This window comes from Rhodococcus sp. C1 (assembly GCF_020809065.1).
In the GTDB taxonomy this organism is placed as follows: domain Bacteria; phylum Actinomycetota; class Actinomycetes; order Mycobacteriales; family Mycobacteriaceae; genus Rhodococcus_F; species Rhodococcus_F qingshengii.
This window is the reverse complement of the sequence record NZ_CP078080.1, coordinates 2079494-2105687: the sequence shown is the minus strand read 5'-3', so window position 1 is coordinate 2105687 and position 26194 is coordinate 2079494. Positions and strand designations below refer to the sequence as shown.

23 protein-coding genes are annotated in these 26194 nt (G+C 63.4%); 13 read left to right on the top strand and 10 right to left on the bottom strand.

Annotation, left to right across the window (positions count from 1 at the left end; all coding sequences use genetic code 11):
- The first annotated feature begins 6 nt into the window (after positions 1-6).
- The 6 genes from KTR60_RS09685 to KTR60_RS09660 all read left to right on the top strand — a co-directional run bounded on the left by KTR60_RS09685 (position 7) and on the right by KTR60_RS09660 (position 5595).
- Entirely contained in the window at positions 7-684 is a 678-nt protein-coding gene (locus tag KTR60_RS09685; protein ID WP_003940889.1) for a winged helix-turn-helix transcriptional regulator, read from the top strand.
- 110 nt (positions 685-794) lie between these two features.
- Positions 795-1379, top strand: a complete 585-nt coding sequence (locus KTR60_RS09680) for a M15 family metallopeptidase (protein WP_228402075.1) — start codon at positions 795-797, stop codon at positions 1377-1379.
- A gap of 2 nt (positions 1380-1381) precedes the next feature.
- On the top strand, positions 1382-2023 hold the full coding sequence (locus KTR60_RS09675) for a phosphatase PAP2 family protein (RefSeq protein WP_228402074.1): 642 nt from the start codon (positions 1382-1384) through the stop codon (positions 2021-2023).
- Positions 2024-2098: 75 nt separating this feature from the next.
- On the top strand, positions 2099-2797 hold the full coding sequence (locus KTR60_RS09670; protein ID WP_003940940.1) for a response regulator transcription factor: 699 nt from the start codon (positions 2099-2101) through the stop codon (positions 2795-2797).
- Positions 2794-4188, top strand: a complete 1395-nt coding sequence (locus tag KTR60_RS09665; protein ID WP_228402073.1) for a sensor histidine kinase — start codon at positions 2794-2796, stop codon at positions 4186-4188. Before KTR60_RS09670 ends, KTR60_RS09665 begins: the two co-directional genes overlap by 4 nt.
- A gap of 189 nt (positions 4189-4377) precedes the next feature.
- Positions 4378-5595: an MFS transporter gene (locus KTR60_RS09660; protein ID WP_228402072.1), complete on the top strand. Its 1218-nt coding sequence runs from the start codon at positions 4378-4380 to the stop codon at positions 5593-5595.
- Here KTR60_RS09660 and KTR60_RS09655 read toward each other — a convergent pair.
- From KTR60_RS09655 to KTR60_RS09645, 3 genes are read right to left on the bottom strand one after another with little or no spacing between them, the layout of a single operon-like run.
- The gene (locus tag KTR60_RS09655) at positions 5592-7046 is read right to left on the bottom strand and encodes an MFS transporter (protein ID WP_007727505.1); all 1455 of its coding nucleotides are present in this window, start codon (positions 7044-7046) and stop codon (positions 5592-5594) included. The genes KTR60_RS09660 and KTR60_RS09655 overlap by 4 nt on opposite strands.
- Before the next feature lie 49 nt (positions 7047-7095).
- The gene (locus tag KTR60_RS09650) at positions 7096-7755 is read right to left on the bottom strand and encodes a response regulator (RefSeq protein WP_003940972.1); all 660 of its coding nucleotides are present in this window, start codon (positions 7753-7755) and stop codon (positions 7096-7098) included.
- Positions 7752-9032 carry an ATP-binding protein gene (locus tag KTR60_RS09645; RefSeq protein ID WP_037125680.1) on the bottom strand — a complete coding sequence of 427 codons (1281 nt, stop codon included), beginning with the start codon at positions 9030-9032 and terminating at the stop codon, positions 7752-7754. Before KTR60_RS09645 ends, KTR60_RS09650 begins: the two co-directional genes overlap by 4 nt.
- A gap of 236 nt (positions 9033-9268) precedes the next feature.
- Between KTR60_RS09645 and KTR60_RS09640 the strand changes: the two genes are divergently transcribed.
- Complete coding sequence (locus KTR60_RS09640) at positions 9269-10654, top strand: PspC domain-containing protein (RefSeq protein WP_003940767.1); 1386 nt, start codon at positions 9269-9271, stop codon at positions 10652-10654.
- Positions 10651-10884, top strand: a complete 234-nt coding sequence (locus KTR60_RS09635) for a hypothetical protein (protein WP_003940832.1) — start codon at positions 10651-10653, stop codon at positions 10882-10884. Before KTR60_RS09640 ends, KTR60_RS09635 begins: the two co-directional genes overlap by 4 nt.
- Before the next feature lie 55 nt (positions 10885-10939).
- Here the strand turns inward: KTR60_RS09635 and guaA are convergent, their stop codons facing one another.
- Positions 10940-12511 (bottom strand): glutamine-hydrolyzing GMP synthase, encoded by a 1572-nt coding sequence (guaA, locus tag KTR60_RS09630; protein ID WP_007727510.1) that lies wholly within the window; start codon positions 12509-12511, stop codon positions 10940-10942.
- 367 nt (positions 12512-12878) lie between these two features.
- Here guaA and KTR60_RS09625 point away from each other — a divergent pair, with 367 nt between their 5' ends.
- Positions 12879-14648 carry an Ig-like domain-containing protein gene (locus tag KTR60_RS09625; protein ID WP_228402071.1) on the top strand — a complete coding sequence of 590 codons (1770 nt, stop codon included), beginning with the start codon at positions 12879-12881 and terminating at the stop codon, positions 14646-14648.
- Positions 14649-14699: 51 nt separating this feature from the next.
- Entirely contained in the window at positions 14700-16457 is a 1758-nt protein-coding gene (locus KTR60_RS09620; protein ID WP_228402070.1) for an Ig-like domain-containing protein, read from the top strand.
- 69 nt (positions 16458-16526) lie between these two features.
- Here KTR60_RS09620 and KTR60_RS09615 read toward each other — a convergent pair whose 3' ends face one another.
- The 3 genes from KTR60_RS09615 to guaB form a co-directional block, all read right to left on the bottom strand.
- A complete protein-coding gene (locus KTR60_RS09615; RefSeq protein WP_116056964.1) occupies positions 16527-18281 on the bottom strand; it encodes a GMC oxidoreductase in 1755 nt (584 codons plus the stop codon).
- A gap of 173 nt (positions 18282-18454) precedes the next feature.
- Positions 18455-19594, bottom strand: coding sequence for a GuaB3 family IMP dehydrogenase-related protein (locus KTR60_RS09610; protein WP_003940976.1), 1140 nt, complete (start codon positions 19592-19594; stop codon positions 18455-18457).
- 27 nt (positions 19595-19621) lie between these two features.
- Positions 19622-21145: an IMP dehydrogenase gene (gene guaB, locus KTR60_RS09605; protein ID WP_003940903.1), complete on the bottom strand. Its 1524-nt coding sequence runs from the start codon at positions 21143-21145 to the stop codon at positions 19622-19624.
- A 243-nt stretch (positions 21146-21388) separates the two neighbouring features.
- Between guaB and KTR60_RS09600 the strand changes: the two genes are divergently transcribed.
- On the top strand, positions 21389-21793 hold the full coding sequence (locus KTR60_RS09600; protein ID WP_003940777.1) for a DUF5319 domain-containing protein: 405 nt from the start codon (positions 21389-21391) through the stop codon (positions 21791-21793).
- An 89-nt stretch (positions 21794-21882) separates the two neighbouring features.
- On the opposite strand, the gene KTR60_RS09595 is transcribed toward KTR60_RS09600, so the two are convergent.
- From KTR60_RS09595 to KTR60_RS09585, 3 genes are all read right to left on the bottom strand, one after another.
- Positions 21883-22821 carry an anti-sigma-D factor RsdA gene (locus KTR60_RS09595; RefSeq protein ID WP_228402069.1) on the bottom strand — a complete coding sequence of 313 codons (939 nt, stop codon included), beginning with the start codon at positions 22819-22821 and terminating at the stop codon, positions 21883-21885.
- Complete coding sequence (locus tag KTR60_RS09590; protein WP_003940953.1) at positions 22805-23383, bottom strand: sigma-70 family RNA polymerase sigma factor; 579 nt, start codon at positions 23381-23383, stop codon at positions 22805-22807. Before KTR60_RS09590 ends, KTR60_RS09595 begins: the two co-directional genes overlap by 17 nt.
- A 175-nt stretch (positions 23384-23558) precedes the next feature.
- Positions 23559-24257 (bottom strand): hypothetical protein, encoded by a 699-nt coding sequence (locus tag KTR60_RS09585; protein ID WP_082893138.1) that lies wholly within the window; start codon positions 24255-24257, stop codon positions 23559-23561.
- A gap of 768 nt (positions 24258-25025) precedes the next feature.
- Here KTR60_RS09585 and KTR60_RS09580 point away from each other — a divergent pair.
- The gene (locus KTR60_RS09580; protein WP_228402068.1) at positions 25026-25322 is read left to right on the top strand and encodes a WhiB family transcriptional regulator; all 297 of its coding nucleotides are present in this window, start codon (positions 25026-25028) and stop codon (positions 25320-25322) included.
- 165 nt (positions 25323-25487) lie between these two features.
- Positions 25488-26153 carry a fasciclin domain-containing protein gene (locus KTR60_RS09575; RefSeq protein ID WP_007728616.1) on the top strand — a complete coding sequence of 222 codons (666 nt, stop codon included), beginning with the start codon at positions 25488-25490 and terminating at the stop codon, positions 26151-26153.
- Positions 26154-26194 lie beyond the last annotated feature (41 nt).

Genomic DNA, 26194 nt, shown 5'->3' with positions numbered 1-26194 from the left:
CGAGAGATGGGGTCCTCGTACCACCAGTTCTGCCCCGTCGCCAAGGCGATGGAGCTACTCGACGAGCGGTGGACACTGCTTCTCCTCCGCGAACTGATCATGGGAAGCGAACATTTCAACGATCTCCGCCGCGGGCTCCCGCGAATGTCACCGACTCTGCTCTCGACCCGGCTTCACCAACTCGCGGTCGCCGGCATCGTGGAGCGAGAAGAAACCGACTGTGTCGTCAGCTATCGTCTGACCGACGCCGGCCGCGAACTGCGCCCTGTGGTCGAAGCTCTCGGCATCTGGGGTACCAGGTGGATCGGTGAACTGGGCGACGAAGATCTGGATCCGAAGCTGCTGCTGTGGGACATGCATCGCCGCGTGGATCATTCCGTGGTGCCTGAAGGCAAGACCGTGGTGCACTTCGCATTCTCCGGAGTACGTGGACATTCGCGGAACTGGTGGCTCGTCATCAATTCCGGTGAGGTGGACATGTGCGATATCGATCCGGGTTTCGACGTTGCAGTGTCGGTCTCTGCGGGCTTGCGACAGATGACCGAGATCTGGCGAGGTAACCTGACCTGGTCGGACGCCATACGGTCCGGTGACGTCACCATTTCTGGGCCTACTGCGTTGCGTCGTAGCCTGCCTTCGTGGTTCGAGCTGTCGACTTTCGCGTCGATCCCGCGCCCCGCGTAGCGCGCGCTCACCAGCCCCGTTCCGTCCTGTTACAGAGCTGTTGCAGACCGTGACACCGTCGACGAACGGTGACCACCTGCCGGTGACACTGACCGAGAAGTCTCTGTTGTATGCCCAGCCACCGCGGAATCATCCGCTTCGTCGCACTCGGTGCAGTCGTGCTCGGTGCCGTCGCGCTCAGCTCCTGCTCGTACACAGAAGAAGCACAACCGAAGAGCGGTAACTACCTTGCCACTCAGCCTGATTCAGGACCTTCAGGCGGCGAGATCGAGCACGGCATCAGCTTGCAGGACACTCATGTGCCCGCGCTTGCCCGTCTCGATTCCGCACTGCTCGCGGCGCTCCAGTCGGCAGCGGCCGACGCACAGGCATCCGGCGTGGACATGCACGTCACGTCGGGTTGGCGGTCCGCGGCATACCAACAGCGACTGTTCGACGAAGCCGTCGTCAAGTACGGCAGCGTGGACGAAGCGTCCAAGTGGGTGCACTCGCCGAGCCTGTCCAAGCATGTCAGTGGACAGGCCGTCGACATCGGACCGACCGACGCCGATGACTGGCTCATTCAGCACGGCAGCGATTACGGCCTCTGCCAGACCTACGCCAACGAGATGTGGCATTTCGAATTGGCAACCACTCCTGGCGGGGAATGCCCGCCACAACTGAGCAACCCCTCGGACGAGAGAGCGGAAGGCTGATCATGACACGAGTCAAGCCAGCGAGACTGATTGCCGCACTGGCAGTCTTGATCCTCGGAGTCGTCGAATTCGGATTGGCGGTCAACACGACCGGTGGTCAGATCGTCGACCAACAACTCATGGTGGGCGCGGCCACCTCCGAACGCCTCAGCGTGTTCTCCGCCGAGTTCATCGGCCTCGTCACCCCGATACTGATAGTGGGAGGAGTGCTCGTGGCGCTCATGATCACATTGCGCAACAACCCGATTGCGCTAACCTTACGCGTCGTCGTCGTGACCCTCGGCCCCATCACGACAGCCTGGGTTCTCAAACAATCGCTGAATCGACCGGACCTGAACGGTCTGGTGATGCACAATTCCTTCCCCAGCGGCACTTTGACGGCCATAGCTGCTCTGGTCTGCGCGATCGTGATCGTCACGCCCTCGAGGTGGCGGGCGGTCGTTGCGGTCAACGGTGCGCTGATCACCATCGGAACCGCGATCTCGGTAGTCGTGCTGCAATGGCACCGCCCGAGCGACGTGATCGGTGCACTACTGCTCGTCGGCTGCTACACCCTCGCTGTGTCGGCATTTCCGTTGAACACCAGCGTCGCCCGGCATGCGGTGCTGGCAGACTCAGGCAACGAGCGACTCTCGCGAGTGTGACCCCTGTACCCTTGGCTGACCGAGATTTCTCCGACCGCAGAAGGCCCCTGATCATGGCGAGTCCAAGGTGAGCTCATGGTGAGCATTCTTTTCATAGAAGACGATCCAGCCGTGGCCGAGGCAATCACGTTGGGACTGAACCGACTCGGGCACAACGTCAGCCATCGCCCCGACGGTAACGGTGATTTCGACGACGCCCTGGGTGCCACGGACCTCGTCCTACTCGACCTCGGGCTGCCGGGTGCCGACGGTTACGAGATCTGCCGACGTATCCGCACCCGAAGTTCGATCCCGATCATCATTCTGACCGCTCGATCCGACGACATCGACACCGTCGCCGGCCTGGAAGCCGGTGCCGACGACTACGTCGTCAAACCGGCCAGTCCGCGCGTCCTCGACGCTCGTATCAAAGCCGTCGTGCGGCGCTCGGCACCGGCAACGACGCGCCCGGATGCGACGCCGGGTGCAGAGACGTTCGGCGACCTGGAATTGGATCGGTCGTCGCTGCAGGTCCGCAAGGCCGGGATGCTGCTGACCCTCACCCCGACCGAACTCCGACTGATCCTGGCGCTGACCGAGAACCCCGGACAGGTCCTGAGCCGCCGACAGTTGTTGTCCGCAGCCTGGGACCAGGAGTATCTGGGTGATTCCAGAATCGTCGATGCAGCAGTGCAGCGGCTGCGCGGAAAGATCGAGGACGACCCGGCCGCACCGACCGTCATCGAAACGGTGCGCGGGTTCGGGTATCGCTTCAACACCAGCCCAGCCCGATGAGACCGACCTGGCTTCAGGTCGACGGTCTGCGAACCAGGCTCGTGCTCGTGTTCATCGCAATCGTCGTGATCATCGCCGGGGCAACCGCGGGTGTCGTCTCGTTCATGGCGCGGTCGTGGATCTATTCCAACGCTCAGGATGTCGCGACCGCACAATTTCGCGACGAACTGCAATACGTCAACGGAACACCGGTAGAGGAGTTGACGCCTGCCAACCTCCAACAGATCTTCCAGTCCGACATGACGCTGATCGTCGACGGCGAAGTCATCCGTCAAGGATCCGTGGATGCGGCGACCATTCCGCCCAGCTTCGACGAAGGTTTGGACAGTCCGAAGCTGATCCGTTTCGAGAGGCTCGACTCCCAGCGCATCATGTTGGGAATGTCCGTCAATGTCGTGGACATGAGCGCGGACGACAGCTACGACAACGAGACATTGGTCAAAGCCGTCACCATCCGGCCGCTGGTAGGAGTGCAGGACAAGTTCGACGACCTGCTTCGAGCTGTCGGCCTCACCCTCGCCGCCGGTGTGTTGGTGAGCGGACTACTCGGGCTGTGGATCGCGTCGACGCTTGTCCGTCCGCTCAAACGCCTGGACAAGGCGGCCGCCCGTGCTGCCGACGGCGACCTCAGCGTCCGACTCCCCGAAGACGGAGTAGCCGAACTCGCGCAGGTCACAACAACGTTCAACAACATGGTCGCTCGCAACGAAGCGGTCATCCGAGGTCTGGAAGAATCGGAAGAGCAGTCGAGAAGGTTTGTCGCAGACGTCTCCCACGAGCTCCGGACGCCGCTCGCAGCACTGGTGCCGGTCAGTGAGATCCTCCGTGAAGAGATCCCCAATCTTCCGCCCGACGCCGCCGCTGCCGCGCGCATCGTGAGCAGTGAGATCGGCAAGCTCACTCGACTTGTCGAAGACCTCATCGAAATGTCTCGCCACGACTCTCAGCAAGCGCACCTCGTCCTCGACGACGTCGACCTCGTCGAATTGACCGAGCGCACACTCGAGAGCCGCGGATGGACAGATACCGTCGAACTGCGCGCACCCGAAAGTGTCAGCGCCAGAGTCGATTCGCGTCGGATCGACATTGTCGTCGCCAACCTCGTCGGCAATGCACTGCGCCACGGAGCGCCCCCGGTTCGCGTCGAGTTGAGCGTCGAATCCGGGTTCTCCGTCATCACCGTCGTCGACCACGGCCCTGGCATCTCACCCGAAGACCGGCAGGCGATCTTTCGGCGGTTCTACAAGGTCGACACCGCGCGCGGACGCAGCGAGGGCAGCGGACTCGGACTCTCGCTCGCCGTCGAGAACGTGCACCTGCACGGCGGCACCATCGGCGTCGACCAGGTGGATGGTCGCACGGTCTTCACGGTTCGCCTGCCCCGTCGCTGACCCCTTCCCGAGCGAACGTACCTTTCGGCGCACCCAAGGCGATCGTCGTACCGTTCGCTCGAAAAGGGATGGGCACTTCGCAACCCGACACCGTCCACGTTCGACCAAATAGTGGGATTCTGGTTTCAACATGTGAAACCACGCGAGTAGCGTCGGCATCGTCGAACAGCGTAGAGATCGGAGGGCACCATGACGCAGGCGTCGCGGCTGGAAAAGACGGCCGTCTCCCCGAAGGCGTGGACGATGCTCGGAATCGGCGTCGCAGCCCAGGCCGCAGGCACCGTCTTCGTCAGCACCCCCGCCTTTTTGATCCCGCTGCTGCATTCCGAGCACGGCCTCTCGTTGACGCAGGCCGGAACTCTGGCCGCTGCACCCACTTTCGGCATGGTTCTCACGCTGGTGGCGTGGGGAGCGATGGCTGACAGATTCGGCGAGAAATGGGTCATCTCCATCGGGCTCTGCCTGACGGCGATCGCCGCGCTGGCCGCGACCACCACCGACAACTACACCCTCCTCGGGATCGCATTTCTGCTGGGCGGAATGGCTGCGGCGAGCACCAACGCTGCCAGTGGACGTGTTGTGGTCGGCTGGTTTCCCAAGGATCGGCGCGGCCTCGCGATGGGAATCCGGCAGATGTCACAGCCCCTGGGCGTGACCATCGCGTCGCTGACCATCCCGACTCTCGCTGCTAACGTAGGAATCGGTTCGGCCGTCGGACTGTCGGTAGCTCTCAACGGCGTTCTCGCCCTGATCTGCGCCGTCGCATTGATCAATCCCCCGCGGCCGGCGGCGCGGCCCACAGACATCCCGGTCGAAACGGTAAATCCTTATCGCTCGAACTGGTTCCTGTGGCGCATTCACGTCGTCTCGGCACTGCTGGTGTTTCCGCAGTTCACCCTCTCGACATTCGGTCTGGTCTGGCTGATCAGCGAGCAAGGATGGGACGCTGCGCCCGCTGGGCTCCTGATCGGGATTTCCCAGTTCGTGGGTGCACTCGGACGCATCGTTGTCGGCATCTGGAGTGATCGCGCCGGAAGCAGAGTAGGCCCGCTGCGGTTGGTTGCCGTCTCCGCGTCTGCGGTCATGTTGGCAATGGCGGCAATGGCGGCAGCCGGCACAGCGCCTTGGGGCGTTCCCGCCTTGATCCTGCTGCTGGCAACCACTATCAGCGTCGCCGACAACGGTTTGGCATTCACTTCCGTCGCCGAAGCTGCCGGGCCGAAATGGCAAGGAAAAGCATTGGGCGCACAGAACACCGGGCAGTTCATTGCCGCGTCAGCAGTGGGCCCGGTGGTCGGTGCGCTGATCGGCGCGGTCGGCTACCCGCTCGCCTTCGCGATAGTCGCGGCATTTCCCGCCGCAGCAATTCCCTTGGTGCCCAGCCGCGATCGCGACATCAGCGTCTAGTCCCTCATCGGATTCGGTTGCACTGCAGGTCCCGTCAGATCACAATGCGGCTTGCAGGCAACCGAATCCGCTTCCTGAACAGGCTCTACTGTCGGAGTTCGGATCAGCGTCGCGGCGATCGCTGCACCGATCAACAGCAGTGCCACACAGATGTACATCGCGTACCGGAACCCGTCGGAGAAACTCGTCGGATCGACCAGACTTTCGGCGTCGATACCCACGAGGGCAGGCAAGGCCGCGACGGCAAGAAGTTGGCTCGTTCGAGCAACGGCATTGTTCACACCGGATGCGATTCCGGACTGCTCCACCGGTACCGAACCAAGCACCGCGGCGGTCAACGGCGCGACCATCACCGCCAGGCCGAGCCCGAACACCAGAACTCCCGGCAGCACGACGGTCAGGTACGACGCATCCGGGCCGATCCGCGTCATCAACACCAACCCCACCGCGGCAACGGCGGGCCCGACCGTCATCGGCAAACGCGGTCCATGCGTCTGCGCGTAACTGCCCGCGCGCGAAGACAACAGCAGCAATGCCACGGTGATCGGTACCGTTGCGACGCCGGCAGCCACCGGCGAGTACCCGGCAACCAATTGCAGTTGCAGCACGAGCAGGAAGAACACACCGCCCAGCGCCGCATAGACCGCAAGGGTCACCAGATTGGCCGCGACGAACATCCGCGAACGGAACAGGGACGGCGGCACAAGGGCACTCGGTGAGCGTCGTTCCACCACGACGAACAGGCAGAGCGCGATCACTCCGATCAGCCCGACTATCGGGTTGACCTCGATCAGCCCGTACGTCAGTGCGCCGAGACCGACTACTGCGCAGGCAGATCCGACCACGTCCAGGTGCTCGGGCGGATGCGGGTCGCGGCTCTCCGGTACATGGCGCACCGCTGCCCACACCACGACGATCGCCAGCGGGATATTGAGCAGGAATACCGATCGCCATCCCGCCACTTCCACCAGCCAACCACCGAAAAGCGGTCCGATGGCGCCGGCAACACCACCTAAACCCGACCACAATCCGATTGCCGCGCCGCGGTCCTCCTCACGAAGTGACGCGGAGATGATGGCAAGGCTGCCAGGTGTCAAGAGCGCAGCTCCCACTCCCTGCAGGATTCGTGCAATCACCAGAAACGTGATGTCAGGTGCAATTCCGCAGAGCAACGACGCGACCGCGAACCAGACCGTCCCCCACACGAATACCCGTCGCCGACCCCAACGATCACCGAGGGCTCCCCCGAGCAGAATCAGCGACGCCAAGGCCAAGGTGTAACCGCTGAGCGTCCACTGCAGTCCGGCGACACCGGAACCCAGTTCTTCACCGATGTGAGGAAGAGCAATGTTGACGACGGTGCCGTCGAGGAGAGCCATGCTCGAGCCGAGAACGGTGGCGGCGACAACCCAACGCCCACGCTTCGACGCGAGCGCCAGTGGTTCCGTCATCGGTCCATGGTGCGCCTTCACACGCAATCGCGAAAGAGCGCGCGGGAATTCAGTCGATCTGGCGGCGATGTGCCCAACGCGTCAACGCATTGCGATTGGACTGCTGAGTCTTTCGCAGGACGTTCGATGCGTGAGTCTCGACCGTCTTCACGGAAATCACCAGGTCCTCGGCGATTTCACGGTAAGTGTACCCACGTGCCAGCAATCTGAGCACTTCGAGTTCTCGCGGAGTCAGCGAGTCGAGTTCCGGATCGAGTTGCGGCTCGGGTGCGTTGGAACGCCCGGTGAAGGAGTCCAGTACGAAGCCTGCCAGGCGAGGCCCGAACACTGCGTCACCACCGGCAACGCGTCGTACACCCTCGGCCAGTTCGGATCCCGAGATCGTCTTGGTCACGTACCCGCGCGCACCGCCGCGGATCACCGCGATCACGTCCTCGGCCGCATCGGAAACGCTGAGCGCCAAGCACACCGGGCCGGAATCGATTCCGCGCAGAACTGCCACTCCACCACCGTCAGGCATGTGGACATCGAGCAGAACGACATGCGGTTTCGTCGAGTTGATACCCGCGATCGCCTCAGCGACGCCACCGGCTTCACCGACTACGTCCATGTCTGCCTCGCGCGAGAGTTCCGCCCTCACCCCGGAGCGGAACACTGCATGATCGTCGACAAGAAATACGCGGTACGGGGGCGGCGCAAGCGAAGTCACTGGGGCTGTTCCTCGGGGTTGTCGACACGGTCAGCAGTCTGGTCCCACTTTAGAGCAGAGTCACCGAGCGGCATGTGCACGCGGATCTCGGTGCCCTTTCCGATGTCGGATCGAACCACGACGCGGCCACCCCGTCGCTCGATGCGACCACGAATCGACTTGGCCAAACCCTGACGGTCCTCCGGCACCGCATTGACGTCGAATCCGACTCCGCGATCACGAACGAACACACTGACCTGGTCGCCCTCGACCTCGGCGAAAAGATTGATTTCCTTCTCCCCCGAGTGCTTTGCCGAGTTCACGAGAGCTTCACGCGTCGCACCGAGGAGCGCGGTGAACGCTTCCTTGGGCAGACCGTTCTCGACGCCTTCGCCTTCGAGTTGTACGTCGCCGACCGTGACGGGGCGGACCGTGACGCCATGCTGGTCCTCCACTTCACCGGCGATGATCTTCAGACCTTCGGTCAGGCTCGTGTGGTCGATATCCCCGCCGCTGAACAACCACTTGCGCAGCTCGCGTTCCTGACCACGGGCCAGGCGCGCCACCTCTTGCGGATTGTCGGACTGCTTCTGAATCAGCGCCAACGTCTGAAGTACGGAGTCGTGCAGATGCGAGGCGATCTCTTCACGTTCGTCGTTGCGAATACGGGCCGCACGCTCGGCGCCGAGAGCCCGCCACATCCGCAGCCACAGCGGCACCGTCAACAAACCGACACCGATCAGCGTCACCACCACGGCCAGCAGGGACGAACGCAGTGCTTCGAGGTCGACCTGAGCGAGGACGACGACGCCGAGACCCAAGATGATCAACGTCGCTCCCCCGACCACCCGCGCCCACGTGAGAACGGTAGGCCGCTGCGGCAAGCCGATGACGGTCCGGGGACCGTCGGAGTCGAACTCGCGCCACACCAAAGCGGCACCGATCGCGACGACGAAGAACGGTGCGAGCACCGAACCCGCTGTGCCGCTGAACAGCCAGGACAACGCGGCTGCGCCGCCCAATCCGAGTGCGATCAAGCCGTACGCCCGCTGCCGCTCGGCCGCGGACGGCTTCTGGGTGTCCGTGCCGGCTGAGGTGAAGATCCAGAGGGCGCCGTAAATCACGATGCCGGATCCGGCCATCGCCGCCAGAATCGCGAAGGCGACTCGAACCTTCAGGACGTCGATCCCGAGATGATCGGCGATACCGCCTGCAACACCGGCGACGATGCGACCGCCGGAGCGCCGCTCCAGCTTTCGCAATGGAACACCGCCCGGAATGGGCACACCCTTCTTCATGGGTACGGCATGCACCGGTACCCCGTTGACGGGCGGGCCTCCCGTGAACCCGGGAGCGGGACCGCTCACGAACGGCGGATCTGACAGATATTGCACATAGTCGATACTGGCACGAACCACTCGCAGTCACATCAGGGTCCAACCCTGAATCAGGGCGGCGCCCCTGGCCCCGATCGTCACAAAGATCAGGGTTGGCCCTGATGCGCGGAGGCCGCCCCGGAAGCCAGGATTGATTCATGAACAATCCGACTTTCCAAGAACAGATCCAGGATCTGTGGCGGACCCGCCCCGTGCGTCTGCCGGCACAAGGTCACGTGGCCGGGGTATGCGCCGGAATCGGATACCGGTACGGCATCGACCCCATTCTGGTACGTGTCGCGTTTGTGGCCTCCACTATTTTCGGCGGCTCAGGCATCCTTCTCTACCTCGCCGGCTGGTTGGTGCTCGCCCGCGCCGGTGACGGATCGTCCCCCGCACAGTCGTTGATGGGCCGCGGACACAGCTCCGATTCCAGTACCAAGACCATCGTCTTGTTGGTGGCTCTCGCCATCGCGGCTACGACCGTCGGGCCTGTCGGCGTCGGCCTGGGTGGTTCCGGTCTGATCGGGCTGATTCTGATGGTCGGAGGCCTGTGGCTGCTCTACCAACGAGCGCCGGTCCCGCCTGCGCTGCCACAGAGCACGTCACCGTACGTCGGCGCGGGTACCGCGTATCCAGGCACGGGATTCACGCCCGGGCCGTTCACTCCCGGATACTTCGCACCCAATCAGCCGCCCGTGTACACGCCGTACACAAAACTCCCCGACACCTACGTGCCCGAGGAACGGCCGGCCGAACAGTCACAGCAATCTCAGGCCGATCATCCGACGATCAACCTGTCGAAGGACCCGAGCGCTTCAGCCGCCGCCAATCCGACCGAGGTGATCGGCGAGGCTGCCATCACACCGCCCTCCTGGGATCCGCTCGGCGTCGCTCCGTTCGCCTGGGATCTCCCGGACCCGGCAGTCAAAGCCACGCCGCTACTGCCTTTGCCACCACGTAAGCGTCGCTCACGATGGACGCTGACGGTCCTCGGACTCGCGATCATCGTCGCCGCCGTCACCGGGGCAGCGGGCGCGGCAACCGGCAACGAGTGGTTCACTCCCGGCCGAGTCGGTGCTGTCGGACTCGCCGTCATCGCGCTCGGCCTGATCCTCGGGGCATTCTTCCGCAAGGGGTACGGCCTGCTGGTCGTCACCGGACCGCTCGTGGGTTTCGTGCTTCTCGCCTCGTTGGTCTACCCGATCGATTTCGACGCCTCGGGTGAGCAAAGATGGACTCCGGCAACCGCTTCCGAGTTGGATCCGTCGTACTCGGGAGCCTTCGGAAGCTTCACTCTCGACCTCAACGGGGTCGACTTCACCGAGGACAAGACCATCGACGTCGCGGCGTCGTTCGGTGAGTTCGTCGTCATGGTGCCACCAACCGTCAACGTCAAGAACAGCTGCACCGTCGTCATGGGTGACGGATCCGGTTGCCTCGACGGCGGAGTACACCCGGGCCGCGAGGCGACACCGGATTCGCCCACACTGACCATCAACGCCAAAGCCACGTTCGGCAGTCTGAAGGTGACGCAATCATGAGCGAATACGACGAGACCACAGAGCACGACGAGACCCGAGAATCCAAGCGCCCCTCGGCACTTCTGCTGATCGCCGGACTGGCCGCACTTCTGGTCAGTGTGTGGGCGTTGGTCGGGCCGTTCTCCCTGGCGCCGGCAGCGAACATTCAATTCCGTTGGCTGTTCGTCGGTGCCGCCGTCGTGGCAGGACTACTGCTGGTGATTCTGCCGAATCGGCGCAACCGCAAGTAAAACTGCTGTGCGCCTTTATTAACCGCGGGGGGTTAATAAAGGCGCACAGTTGTTTTTACTCCCACTCGATAGTTCCCGGCGGCTTGCTCGTCACGTCGAGGACTACGCGGTTCACGTCCGCAACCTCGTTGGTGATTCGAGTCGAGATGCGCTCGAGGGTCTCGTACGGCAGACGCGTCCAGTCCGCGGTCATCGCGTCTTCACTCGAGACCGGACGCAGCACGATCGGATGACCGTACGTCCGGCCGTCACCCTGCACGCCCACGCTTCGGACGTCGGCGAGGAGAACGACCGGGCACTGCCAGATGGTTCCGTCCAAGCCTGCAGACGTAAGCTCTTCGCGCGCAATGGAATCTGCCTGACGCAGGATCTCGAGGCGATCGCGGGTGACCTCACCGATGATGCGGATACCGAGTCCGGGACCGGGGAACGGCTGGCGTCCGACGATCTCTTCCGGCAGGCCGAGTTCGCGGCCCACTGCACGGACCTCGTCCTTGAACAGCAGACGCAACGGTTCGACCAACTTGAACTGCAGGTCTTCCGGCAGCCCGCCGACATTGTGGTGGCTCTTGATGTTTGCGGTTCCCGTGCCGCCGCCCGACTCCACGACGTCCGGGTAGAGCGTGCCCTGGACGAGGAAGTCGACGGTCGCACCATGAGATGCGTTCTCGCCCAGAACATCACTGACTGCGCCTTCGAAGCTGCGGATGAACTCGCGGCCGATGATCTTGCGCTTGGTCTCGGGGTCGGTGACGCCTGCCAACTCACCGATGAAGGTGTCCGCGGCATCCACGGTGATCAGACGAGCGCCGGTTGCCGCGACAAAATCCTGCTCGACCTGCGTGCGCTCACCGGCTCGCATCAAACCGTGATCGACGAAGACGCATGTCAACCGGTCGCCGATTGCGCGCTGAACCAAAGCCGCAGCGACAGCGGAGTCGACGCCACCGGACAGACCGCAGATGGCGTGTCCGTCTCCGACCTGCTCGCGAACCTGCTCGATCAGCGCATCGGCGATGTTCGACGCCGTCCACGCTGCCGGAATACCGGCAATCTCGTGCAGGAAGCGGCTCAGGACCTGCTGACCGTGCGGGGAATGCAGAACCTCAGGGTGGTACTGCACACCGGCGAGCTTGCGGGCGCGGTCCTCGAACGCCGCGACGGGAGCACCGTCGCTGGTCGCGGTCACCTCGAAGCCGGAAGGCGCTTCGGTGACGGCGTCACCGTGGCTCATCCATACCGGCTGCGTCGAGGGAAGACCGTCGTGGAGCAATCCGCCGGATACCGCGATGTCGGTACGGCCGTATTCGCGGGTACCGGTCTCGGCGACGGTGCCGCCCAGGGCGCCTGCCATTGCCTGGAATCCGTAGCAGATTCCGAAAACCGGAATGTCGTGATCGAACAGTGCGGGATCAAGCTTGGGAGCACCGTCTGCGTAGACACTCGAGGGCCCACCCGAGAGCACAACAGCCAAGGGGTTCTTGGCCACGATCTCCTCGACGGTCGTGGTGTGCGGAATCACCTCCGAGTAGACCTTGGCTTCGCGAACTCGCCGTGCGATCAACTGCGCGTACTGCGCCCCGAAGTCGACGACAAGAACTGGTCTCTGCTGCTCGATATCTGCCACAGGTGCAGTCTAATCGCCGCAGCCAGCGCTTCTGCGCATGCATGGACTCAGCCCGCTACTCGGCCGAGCGAGCGCGAGGTACGTCACTACAAAGGCCGCCCCTCAGAACTGCGCGGCGACCTCGCGCGGATCTAGACCACCGTCCAGGTCAACGGCGCCCCAATCACCCGCACCTTAGCTTCGGCAATCAATTCGGCAGCATCATCGCAGGCCAGAGCCCGAAATGGACGAAGGGTGAATTTTCTGGACGTTTGACCGATTCGCCTGAACCAAACGTCCAGTAAAGGTAATCTCGCCCGTCAAGTGATCAGGATCACGATCGCAAACGGCCGGCGCCGCCGAACGGCGCTCACCTCGAGGAGGACCTGTGCGTCGATTCATACGACGACTCGCCATACCTGTCGCAGCTGTGACGGCTGCCGCCGGACTTCTAGTCCTCGGCACGCCGGCCACTGCTGACGAAGCCCCGCCGACCACTTTCACCGGCACGACCGACAACCTGATCTTCACGAAGAGTGTCATCGGGAACGCGGCAGTTCACCCAGGCGACACCGTCACGTACAAGACCGAGATCAAGCACAACGAAAGCGGCATCGAACGGTCGATCGCAAAGATCCGTGACATCCCGCCCGCAGGATTCGTCCTCGTGCCGGGCAGCGCCAAGGCCACCTACCTGGGTGTGACCAACCGGGCCACGATCAGCAACGAATCAGACGGCGGAGTCTCCGCGAAGTGCTCGAGCGGCTGCACCTTCCTGGTCGGTGGATTCGTCGTCAAGAAGAACCAACCCGTCACGCTGGAAGCGACCTACACGGTCCCCGTCGGCACAGCATTCGGGACGTACGACAGCGGCATGCTCTTCGACGTCAACGCCTTCAGCACACAGCAGGGCCTCAACCCCATCAACGTCAACGTCCAGGTAGTCGACCCGTCTGTCGCCACCGGAACCACACTGGTTGCACCGGCAACGGCGAAGGTCGGCACGCCGGTCGACCTGACCGCGACAGTTGCGCCGTCCGACGCGAGCGGCACCGTCCAGTTCAAGGACGGCGGCAACGACATCGGCTCACCGGTCCCGGTCTCGGGCGGTAGCGCCACCCTCTCCCACACCTTCGACAGCGTCGGCGCCCACGACATCACCGCCGCGTACAACGCCGGTCCGGGATTCCACAGCTCGACCTCCGGAGTCCAGACCGTCGACGTCTCCGCGGACACCACCACCACGATCTCGGCCCCGAACGCCGCGCTGGTAGGTGACAGCATCACCGTGAGCGCTGTCGTCACACCGGCAAACGCCGTGGGCACGGTGCAGTTCAAAGACGGCGAGACCAACCTCGGCGCACCGGTGGCTGTAGTCAACGGAACGGCTTCCCTGACCCGCAGCTACGACGCTTCGGGTACCCACAGCTTCACCGCAGTGTTCACCGGCGAGGCCGGTTACGGCGATTCCGTCTCCACCGCAACCCAACTCGACGTCAGCGATCCCGACTGGGGAACCACGACCACCGTTGTCGAGCCACTCACCGCTGTTGTCGGTGAACCGACCAACCTCTCGGCCACCGTCTCCCCCATCCCGAGCAGCGGAACCGTGACGTTCAAGGTCGACGGCGCCGAGGTCGGTACCGCACCGGTCGGCACGGGTGACGGCGTCGCGATCCTCCCGCACACCTTCGCATCAGCGGGCGCTGCAGCCGTGACGGCAGAGTTCTCCGGCGGAACCGGATTCATCGGCTCCACGTCCACGTCGTTCACTGTGAACGTCACCGATCCCGAACCCGCCCGCGCCGACACCACGACGTCTCTGACCGTCAGCGGCTCGGCTCAGGTCGGAAAGGCATTGCAGCTCAAGGCCACCGTCGCACCCGGAACAGCAAACGGAATGATCCAGTTCAAGTCCGGCACGACGCCCATCGGCGTACCCGTTGCCGTCGTCAACGGCGTCGCGACACTCACGCACACCTTCGACGACGAGGGAACGTTCGGCCTCACTGCCAACTTCGTCGGCGACGCCGGTTGGAAGAACTCCGTCTCCGGCCCGACGGTCGTGCAGGTCGGCACCGCACCGACCGACGGCGGCGGCACCGGAAGCGTGGACACCGGTTCGCTCAGCGGCCTCATCCCGCTCTTCGGAAGCTAGTCCCCCACATCAGCTTTGGACACCACTCCCGTACCCAGCTCAGGAGAATCCATGTTCGTGTACTCCAGACGTCGCATCGCGGCGCCGATCGCCGCCACGGCACTCGCCAGTGGCGTCATCCTCGCGGGAATCCCCGCATCAGCGGCCCCCGTGACAACAACCTTCGGCACGAGTTGCCTGGCAACCCCGTCCGCTGTCGCCGGTCCGACCACGCAGTCACAGTCCGGCTCGGTCATCGTCGACGCACCGGAATCCATCGGCGCCGGTGAAACCTTCGAGGTCACCATCCAACCCGGCCCCATCGCCTTTCCCGGCTCCGCTTCCGGGGCGACCGTCCAGAACGTCTCCCGCATCAAGGTCGACGTCGACGTTCCTGCGAACGCCACCCTGGTGGAAGCCACCATCGTCCCCGGCACTTCGGCGGGGCTCAGCGGTGTAGCGCCGAACATCCTGCGCGTCAACGAGAACGGCAACGTCGATCCCAACGGAACGATTCTGCGCCTCTCCGGAAACAACCAGGTCATCGGAAACAGCCCCAGCTCGAGCATCAACTCCGAGGGCGGCATCGTCGTCAAGGCGACCGGCAAGAACGTCGACGGTTCCAACAATGCCGACGGCTACACGCAGTTCCAGCTCCCCCAGGTCAAGGCAGTTCTCAAGGCCGGCGATTCAGGGGACGTCGCGATGAAGGTACGCACCGGCGGCAGCGCGGGAGCGTGGAACAACGATCGCAACTTCCTCACGTTCCTCCCCAAGGCCACCCTGGTCATCACCGCCTGGGCACCCACGCGATGCACCCCGCGTGACGCCGAGAACGGTCCGCTCAACAGCGGCGCAGGCCCCCTCGCCACGACGCGGATCATCGAGGCGGACAAGGCAACCACCACCACAGTCGTCGGACCGGCCAACGCCAAGAACGGAACTCCCGTCACCCTGTCAGCCAACGTGAGCGGCGGCGCAAACGGTGGAACCGTCCAGTTCTTCGACGGCGACAACCCACTCGAGGACGCCGTGCCAATAACCGGAGGGTCGGCCAGCATCTCCCCGACCTTCACCGAGGACGGACCGCACTCCATCACCGCGAGCTACAGCGGAGCCCCCGGGTTCCTGGCGTCGACGTCGGCGTCGGCCAAGATCGTGACCGTCACGACCGATGCACCACCGGACGCCGTGACCACTACCGCCACGGTGTCGCCGTCGACCGCGAAGGTCGGACAGGACGTCAACCTGACTGCCAAGGTCGATCCGCAGGGTACCGGCGGCACCGTCGATTTCATCGTCGACGGCACCGAAACGGTCAGTGCTCCGGTCGGAACCGACGGAGTTGCCGTCGCTCCGTACACCTTCACCTCGACCGGAACGCACAAGGTTGTCGCGAAGTTCACGGGCTCACCAGGATTCGCGCCGTCCGCTGCCCCGGCATTCCCGGTCAGTGTGACGACGCCGGCTCCGGCCGACGTCGAGACGACCACGGTTCTCGACGCCGTCGGAACTGTTCAGAAGAACACCCCGGTGACGCTCAAGGCAACGGTCGATCCGTCCGGCGCCACGGGCAAGGTCCAGTTCAAGGTCGGTGACACCCTCATCGGTGGACCGGTCGACGTGGTCAACGGTGTCGCAACGGTACCGGCGACGTTCTACAACTCCGGGACCTACAGTGTCACCGCCGAATTCGTGGGCGCTTCGGGCTACACGGCCTCCGCATCCGCGCCGCAGACCCTGACCGTCCCCGGCGATACGGACGGCGGGCCCGGAGGCGGGACCGGCAGCCTCGACCTCGGCACTCTGTTCGGGTCGCTAGGAGGCTGACACTCTGAAACAGAGATGGGGCGTGTCGTCGAATCCTCGACGACACGCCCCATCTTCGTTCGCGGCGAACTATCCGGCTGCCGGCTCCGCCGGAACAGCGGTAGCTGTCTTGCCGCCGGTGATCTTCACGATCGGCAGGACCAGCGCGGCCGGAGCCGACGCCGGCACCACAGGCGACTTGGGTGCAATCGGAGCCAAACGCTCGTAGCCGCTGCCCTGGGCGGGACGCAGGTCGGTCTCCCCCTTGTTCGGCCACAGCGAGGCCGAGCGCTCGGCCTGAGCGGCAATGGTCAGCGACGGATTCACACCGAGGTTGGCCGAGACCGCTGCGCCGTCGACGACGCTGAGCGTCGGGTAGCCGTACACGCGGTGGTACGGATCGATGACGCCGTGATCGGAATCCGACGCGATAGCGCAACCGCCGAGGAAGTGCGCCGTCAGTGGAACGTTGAAGATCTCGCCCCACGTGCCGCCCGCGACGCCGTCGATCTTCTCGGCAACTCGACGCGTCGCCTCGTTGCCCTCCGGGATCCACGTCGGGTTCGGCTGACCGTGGCCCTGCTTGCTGGTGACCTTGCGTCGACCGAACAGGCCCTTCTTCGTGTACGTGGTGATGGAGTTGTCGAGGTTCTGCATGACCAACGCGATGATCGTGCGCTCACTCCAGTCCTTGACCGTCAACATGCGCAACATCTGGTACGGATTCTTCGCAACCACACCGAGGAACTTGATCCATCGGGGCGTCTTGCCGCCGCCGTCCGTCATCAAGGTCTGCAACAGGCCCATCGCGTTCGATCCCTTGCCGTAGCGGACCGGCTCGATGTGGGTGTCGCTGCTCGGGTGGAACGACGAGGTGATCGCCACTCCGCGGGTCAGGTCGAGTGCGGGATCGACCTTGTACTTGCCTGCACCGACAATGGATTCGGAGTTCGTTCGAGTCAGCTCGCCGAGCTTGTCGGAGAGCTTGGGCAGCGCTCCGGTGTCCTTCATGTCGAAGAGCAGATGCTGAGTGCCCCACGTTCCGGCCGCGAGAATGACGTTCGCAGCCGTGTAGGTGCGGCGGTTCTTTCGTCCGAATGCACCGGTTCGCTCGGTGAACACGTCCCACGAACCGTCGCGAGCCTCACGAAGCCCGGACACGGTGGTCATCGGAATGATCTCGGCGCCGGCTGTCTCGGCAAGGCCCAGATAGTTCTTGAGGAGCGTGTTCTTCGCTCCGTGACGGCAGCCCGTCATGCACTCGCCACACTCGATGCAACCGGTGCGCTCGGGTCCGACGCCGCCGAAGTACGGGTCCTTCGCTTTCTTGCCCGGCTCACCGAAGTAGACGCCGACAGGGGTCTGGATGAACGTGTCGCCGACGCCCATGTCGTCGGCGACCGACTTCATGATCTCGTCAGCGGGCGTCATGTGCGGATTCTGCACGACGCCGAGCATCTTCTGAGCCTGCTCGTAGTACGGGGTGAGCTCGCTTCGCCAGTCGGTGATGTGCGCCCACTGCTTGTCCTGGAAGAACGGCTCCGGCGGCTGGTACAGCGTGTTGGCGTAGTTCAACGACCCGCCGCCGACGCCTGCGCCCGCGAGAATGAGGCAGTCGCGCAACAGGTGCACGCGCTGAATGCCGAAGCACCCCAGCTTCGGAGCCCAGAGGAACTTCTTGAGATCCCAACTGGTCTTCGCGAAATCTTCGTCGGCATACCGTCGGCCGGCTTCGATGACGCCGACCCTGTAGCCCTTCTCCACGAGACGAAGCGCGCTCACGCTTCCGCCGAACCCGGATCCGACGATCAGTACGTCGTAGTCCGTTGCCCGTTGCTTGCCCATCAGGACACCTCCACCGTGAACCGTAGTTACCCGCCAGTATGCACCTATCCCTTGTGACTACCACCACAAGGGGCCCCATAAGCGTAACCGCAAGTATCAGGAACGGAAGAAAGTCCTGCACAACGAACTGTGGCCCCGGTTCACGAAGAACCGGGGCCACAGAAAGGTACAAACTACGCGCGGACTGTCAGTCCGACCTTCTGGAACTCCTTGAGATCGGAGTATCCGGCCTTCGCCATCGACCGACGGAGACCACCGACGAAGTTCAGCGAACCGTACGGATCGTCCGAAGGGCCGCTCAGAACCTGGTCCAGACTCGGACGCTCACCATAGGAAACCGGAAGAAGTGCTCCACGCGGAACCGAAGGATGAGCCGCAGCGGACGGCCAGTACCAGCCACCACCCGGCGCCTCGGCGGACACGGCCAGCGGCGTGCCCAGAACGGCAGCGTCGGCACCGCAGGCGATGGCCTTCGCCAGATCACCCGAAGTTGCGATGTCACCGTCGGCGATGACGTGGACGTAGCGTCCACCCGTCTCGTCGAGGTAGTCGCGCCTGGCTGCTGCAGCATCGGCAATGGCCGTGGCCATCGGAACGCCGATGCCCAGGACCTCACCGGTGGTGGTTGCACCCTCGGTAGACCCGTACCCGACGATGACACCGGCAGCGCCGGTACGCATCAGGTGCAGCGCGGTGCGGTGGTCACTGACCCCACCCGCGACAACCGGAACGTCGAGTTCCGAGATGAACGTCTTGAGGTTGAGCGGTTCCTGCTCGGTGTGCACGACGTGCTCGGCCGAGATGATCGTGCCGTGGACGACCAGGAGGTCGATGCCCGCCTTGATCAGCTCCGGCGTCAGTGCGCGCGCATTCTGCGGGCTGACGCGAACGGCAGTGGTGACCCCCGAATCACGGACCTGCGCCACCGCAGCTGCCAGAAGACCGGCCTGCAGCGGAGCCGCATGCAGCTCCTGCAGGTAGCGGATGGCCGCGTCGACGCCACCGTCCTTCTCGGCGATCTCGACGAGACGCCGGAGCTTCTCCTCGACATCGGGGTGACGGCCCCACAGGCCTTCACCGTTGATGACACCGAGGCCGCCGCGCTTACCCAACTCGATCGCGAAAGTCGGCGAGACCAACGCGTCGGTGGGATGTGCGAGGACAGGAATGTCGAACCTGTAAGCGTCGAGCTGCCAAGCAGTCGACACCTCCTTCGACGAACGAGTTCGCCGGGAGGGAACGATGTTCACATCGTCCAACTCGTAGGTACGTCGGGCCGTTCGACCCATGCCGATCTCAACGAGGTCGCGCACGCGCGCCCCTTTCTCGTGTACTGGTTGCTAACGAGCGGTGTAGTTGGGTGCTTCGACAGTCATCGTGATGTCGTGCGGATGGCTTTCCTTCAAACCGGCCGCCGTGATCTGGACGAACTGAGCGTTCTGCAGGTGCTCGATCGTCGCCGACCCCGTGTATCCCATGGCAGCGCGCAGACCACCGGTGAGCTGGTGCGTCACCTGCGAGAGCGGGCCACGGAACGGGACACGTCCTTCGATGCCTTCCGGAACCAACTTGTCCTCGGAAAGCACGTCGTCCTGGAAGTACCGATCCTTGGAGTACGACTTGGCCTCGCCACGCGACTGCATCGCGCCGAGCGAACCCATTCCGCGGTAGCTCTTGAACTGCTTGCCGCCGACCAGAATCAGTTCGCCGGGCGATTCAGCGGTACCGGCCAGGAGTGAACCCAGCATGGCCGTCGACGCACCTGCGGCAAGAGCCTTCGCGATGTCTCCGGAGAACTGGAGTCCACCGTCGGCGATGACGGGCACACCGAGAGGCTTGCACGCGGCAACCGCTTCCAGGATGGCCGTGACCTGAGGGGCACCGACACCGGCGATGACGCGGGTGGTGCAGATGGAACCAGGGCCGACTCCGACCTTGACGGCATCGACGCCGGCTTCGACCAGTGCCAGAGCACCCGCGCGCGTAGCGACGTTGCCACCGATGATCTGAACCCGCTCGCCCAGTTCACGCTTGAGCTTGGCGATCATGTCGAGAACGTTGGACGAATGCCCGTGCGCACTGTCCACCACGAGTACGTCCACACCGGCATCGGTGAGCGCCATCGCGCGCTGGAAGGCGTCATCGCCGGCACCGACTGCAGCGCCGACGAGCAGTCGACCGTCACGGTCCTTGGTGGCGTCGGGATGCTGCTCGGTCTTGACGAAGTCCTTGACCGTGATCAGACCGGTGAGCTTGCCGTTGCCGTCGACGATCGGCAGCTTCTCGATCTTGTGCCGACGAAGAAGACCCAGTGCCACGTCAGCGGTGACGCCTTCCTGAGCGGTGATCAGGGGCATCTTGGTCATGATCTCCGCGACCGGGCGGTTCTGGTCGACCTCGAAACGCATGTCCCGGTTGGTGACGATGCCAACCAGCTGGCCGGCGTCGTCGGTGACAGGCAGACCCGAGATGCGGAAACGAGCGCACTTCGCATCGACCTCACCCATCGTGTCGGTCGGCTTACACGTGACGGGATCGGTCACCATGCCGGCCTCGGAACGCTTGACCGTCTCGACCTGTCCTGCCTGGACCTCAACCGACGAGTTGCGGTGCAGAACACCCATGCCGCCGGCGCGTGCCATCGCAATTGCCATGCGCGACTCGGTGACGGTGTCCATCGCAGAACTGACCAACGGAATCCGCAGACGGATGTCGCGGGTCAGTTGACTGGACGTGTCGACCTGGCTCGGGATGACGTCGGACGCAGCAGGCAACAGCAGCACGTCGTCGTATGTCAGTCCCAGCATCGCGACCTTGTTGGGGTCGTCTCCTCCGGTGTGTACATGTCCTGCAGAACTACTCATGCGGTCAGGACCCTCCATGGACCTAGATTCGCCCAGGGCGACCGCTGTAGCAGCCGCCTCGAAACGGATTACGAAAGCTGGATATCGGATAGAAGGCGCCTGCACGGAAAGAAATTCCTGGCACCTTTTCCCGGCGTTGCACACCATGGTATCGGCTCACTCAAAGGTCCGAACCATCCCACCCACGCTGCGTGTACGCGTAACAAGTGGCGCTGACCCCCCTGACCTGCGTACCGTGGTGCTGTGCGTGATCAACTGCCCCCCGGTCTGCCGCCAGATCCCTTCGCCGGCGACCCAGCTGACCCCTCCGCGGCTCTCGATGCCATCGAGCCGGGCCAACCACTCGACCCCCACGAACGCCAAGCGGTCGAGGAGGATCTCGCTGACCTCGCTGTTTACGAGGCACTCCTCGCTCACCGCGGTATCCGCGGTCTCGTAGTCTGCTGCGAGGACTGCCAACAGGATCACTACCACGACTGGGACATGCTGCGCGCAAACCTGCTGCAGCTGCTCGTGGACGGAACCGTCCGCCCTCACGAGCCTGCCTACGACCCGATGCCTGAGGCATATGTCACGTGGGACTACTGCCGTGGATACGCCGACGCGTCGATGAACGAGGCGATGCACGGCGACGGTTTCGACAGCTGAGCGAAACCTCACCCAAGCTCATACGAAAGTGGCCGACAAGCAATTGCTTGTCGGCCACTTTCGTATGAATTCAGATCGGAACGATGCGATCAGGGCGGGGGTGACGAAGAATCACCCGACGGAGACGAGGCCGGCGCCAGAGGCGTCGTTGTCGTGGTTGTCGTCGTTGTTGTCGTGGTCGTTGCCGTGGGCGACGATGACGGTGTCGACGACGCCGCGCTTGGACCAGGCGCCTGCATGATTCCAGGATTGGGCGTTGTCGTCGTGGTCACACCCCCAGGCAGCTGAGGGTTCGCCGGATTGACGGAGATCCCCGGAATCGCCGTGGGAGAGGTGGCAATCGAGGACTGCTGGTCGGTCGTCGACGGCGGCACTGCGGGTGACGTGGTCTCCTGGACCTGCGTCATCAACTTGCCCCAACGCTCGACGAGGTCGGTCTTGTCCTGCGAGTCCTTGACCGCATCGGCACGGTGAGCTGCGTTGTCCAGCACCATCTTTGCCGCAGGAATGTCTCCGGCAGCCAACAGCCGCTCGGCCTTTTCCAGCTCGGAAGTCGTGTCGATCTTCGCAACTGTCGAGTTGGCCTCGTCGGCGAAGACGACCTGCTTGACACCCCACAGGGCATCGCCGGGCTGGGCGTCGTACGCCATCGCCGTCGCGCCACCGAAGACCACTGCTGCAACAGCTGCAGCGGCGGCGATCGGACGAACCACACGCAATCGAGAACGGGAACGTGAACGCTGACGATCGGAGAAGCCGGACGGCGTCGCTGTGATTGCAGCGATGACATCGTCCAACAACGGACCCTCGGGCATCGGAGTCGCAACGACATCGTCACGCCATTGCGAGAGGATCAACGCAAGTTCGTACTGTTCGGTGCTATCGGTTGCTACCGGCCCACCATTCGAAATGGATTCGATCAGCGCATCGTCACGCCGAACCGCAGCCAAATCCACTGGCGTACCGTCGTCGGCGAGATCACCGAGATTCGAAGCGTCATGCCCCTCGTCTCTAGCCAAAGCTCTCACCTGCTTTCGTCACTTCTTTTTTCAGTTTCGCGATCGCTCTGTGCTGAGCGACTCGTACAGCTCCGGCGGTACTACCGACGGCGACGGCCGTTTCCTCGGCCGACATCCCGACCACCAGGCGAAGTATCAAGATTTCTCGATGCTTCTCCGGAAGTGTGCCGAGAAGTTCGTGCATCTGTCTGCTGGACTCCGAATCGAGAGCTCGCTGTTCGGGACCATCATCCAGTGCTATTACATCCGGTACTTCGGAAACGGGCTCCGACTTGTTACGGGCGGAGCTTCGATGTGCGTCCGCAACCTTGTGCGCGGCAATTCCGTACACAAAGGCCATGAACGGGCGTCCCTGGTCCTGATAACGCGGCAGCGCGGTCATCACGGCCAGACAGACTTCCTGTGCGACGTCGTCAGCGGACAGGTGTCCTCTCTCGGCCGCACCCACTCGACCGCGGCAGTAGCGCACCACCATCGGTCGGATGTTCTCCAGAACCAAAGCTAGAGCTGTACGGTCGCCCTGCGCAGCAGCAGCGACCGCGGTGTCCAACTCATCGCTCGTATTTGTCATCGTCAGCGAAAATCCTGGCGTTACAGTGGCACCTCCCGAGCGGGTGTGCTCCCGCTCTCAGCGGAACCCTCTAAGAGTAACCATCCGGACCGACTGGTCTCCGCATACCTGCCCAGCAGTCGCGATATCGATACAGCTCCTTCTGGAATGTTCTCCGGAGACTTCGGTGGAGTGGTTACGACAAAGGTAGGAGTGATCCACCACGCATCGCAATCAGATCGCCGATCTCCCGGGCACTCGGTGAGGTTCTCTCACCGCTGACACCTTCGATCAACAGAGACGACGCCCAGGCCAGGGGCAGCAGGCCGTATTGCCGGCACCGCGCGAACACATCTGCTGCCATCTTCACGGCTGCGCTCGCGTCGGTTCCGGTCAGCGCGGCGCTACGCAGCAGATCCGACTTCACGCGGTGCCGCACAGACTCCGATTCCGCTGACAATTCGACGGCGCGTTCTGCGTGTCTGCGGGCACGAGCGAAGTCGCCTCCCGCCAACGCCAATTCTGCGGAGACCCATTCGATCCGAATTTCCTGCCGCCACAGCCCGCCCTCGGCATCCAGACGCGCCCGACATTGCGCCAGCAGGCGCCAGCCGAGCGGGAGCCTGCCACAGCCGAGGGCGTCTGCGGCCAGACCGGTCAGAGCGTCACAGGCAGCCTCTGGATCACCTGGCAGGCCGCCGACGATCGCCAGTGCGCGCCCGTCCCACGTGGACGCGAGTGCATGGCGTCCGCTCTGGCGAAGAAACGACGCCCTCGTGCTGGTAGACAGAGAGGCAAGAACTCGATCCGAGTGCGTCGAGAAACCGGCCGTGAGCCGATCGAGGACATCCAATGCAGCCCGCGCTCTTGCGTAGCGGCCCTGACCACCCAGCACTACTGCCGTTGTCCACCAATCTCGGGTAGAGCAAGGCGCCGGGAGGCGGACGAGATCCGGATCCGCACCGAACGCGGCAGACTCGAGGGACCCTGGAAGTGCAGTTGTTTCGTTGGGCACAGGTGATTGAGGGCGCGCAGGTGTCGACACAGGTTGATCATCGCAGCAGCACGAGCAGACATTCGCACGACCGGCGTCACACCAACGATGCCAAAAGTCGCACGAAACACGAAAAGGCAAGTTTGTCGGAGTTAATCAGATATTCAACTGAGATTTGCCAAATGTACTCGTAATGATATTTAACGGGCATATATCCGTGACGTTAACTGCGCATTACTTATTGGACGGATGTCCTAGTTGAAACTTGGGCACTAAGTCCCGAAATGGAGTGCAACCACGCCCACGCAATATCGGACAAATGACGCAAACCGAGCCGAATGACTGAGTGATTTCGCCGGGCGATCAGCCTCGAACATATCCCTGATCTGTGGGTTTCGCATCTCGAGCAGCCAGGCTTGCCGGCCGCCACCTCGATCGACCCAATTTCGACATCGGCGCAGAACAACGCACGAGGAGCCCGAAATGTAAATATATACTTCGTTAACTCTCGCATTTCGATATATGCCGATCGCCACTGAACGAGCCTATTGACGCGATTTACTCAGCACCCTTACGGTTAGCAAGCGTGAACGATTCAGAAGGCCCGGATAACCTCCGGGCAACTTGGTCCGCTCGTTGATCAACGCGAGCTTGCAGTAAGGAGTCAACATGCCTGCACCGAATCACCTTCCAGGCCCCAACGCAGACATCTGGGACTGGCAGATGCACGGTCTGTGCCGCGGAGTCGACTCCTCCATGTTCTTCCATCCCGATGGCGAACGCGGTAGAGCACGTGCCCAGCGCGAAACCCGCGCAAAAGCGATGTGCCGTCAGTGCCCGGTCCTGATGCAGTGCCGCAGCCACGCGCTGACCGTCGCCGAGCCGTACGGCATCTGGGGAGGAATGTCGGAAACCGAACGTGAACTACACGCGCGCCACCGTCGCACCACCCGCATAGCTTCCTGATACACGTAGGTAGAGCGCACTAGGCCCCCGAGAGTTTTCGGGGGCTTTTGCGTGTGGACGGGACACCGTCGAAAAGAATTTCCGACACGACCCATCCGACCGACGCCCGCCTCCGAATGCCTTCTGACAGTGCACCTCAGCACATCCCTTCAGGAAGGCAGACCCATGAACACCTCTACTCGAGTTCTGGCAGTCACCGCAGCAGCCTCTTTCGCCGTCTTCGGCGTGGTCGGTTGCTCCTCGGACGACAACGATTCGTCGACCGACACGTCCAGCGCCGCCATGACGTCTTCTGCCATGGGATCGAGCATGTCTCCCAGCAGCGCGATGGCGGAGCCTGCTTCTGATCTGGTCGGTGCAGGTTGTGCCGACTATGCAGCTGCAGTGCCGAGCGGCGCCGGATCGGTCAGCGGAATGGCCCAGGATCCGGTTGCCACAGCGGCGTCCAACAATCCGTTGCTCACCACCTTGACCGCGGCGGTCTCCGGCCAGCTCAACCCGGACGTCAACCTGGTCGACACTCTCAACGGTGGCGAGTTCACCGTCTTCGCACCGATCGACTCGGCATTCGCCAAGATCGACCCCGCCACGATCGACAGCCTCAAGACGGACAGCGCCACGCTGACCAAGATCCTCACCTACCACGTGGTTCCCGGCCAGATCGCCCCTGACGCGATCGACGGAACGCACCCCACCGCCGAGGGCGGAACGGTCACCGTCACCGGATCCGGTGACAACATCAAGGTCAACGACGCGACTGTCGTCTGCGGTGGAGTCAAGACCGCAAACGCCACCGTCTACCTCATCGATTCGGTGCTGATGCCGCAGTAGTCCCCACCTGCTGTGCGCCTTTATCAACCCCCCGCGGTTAA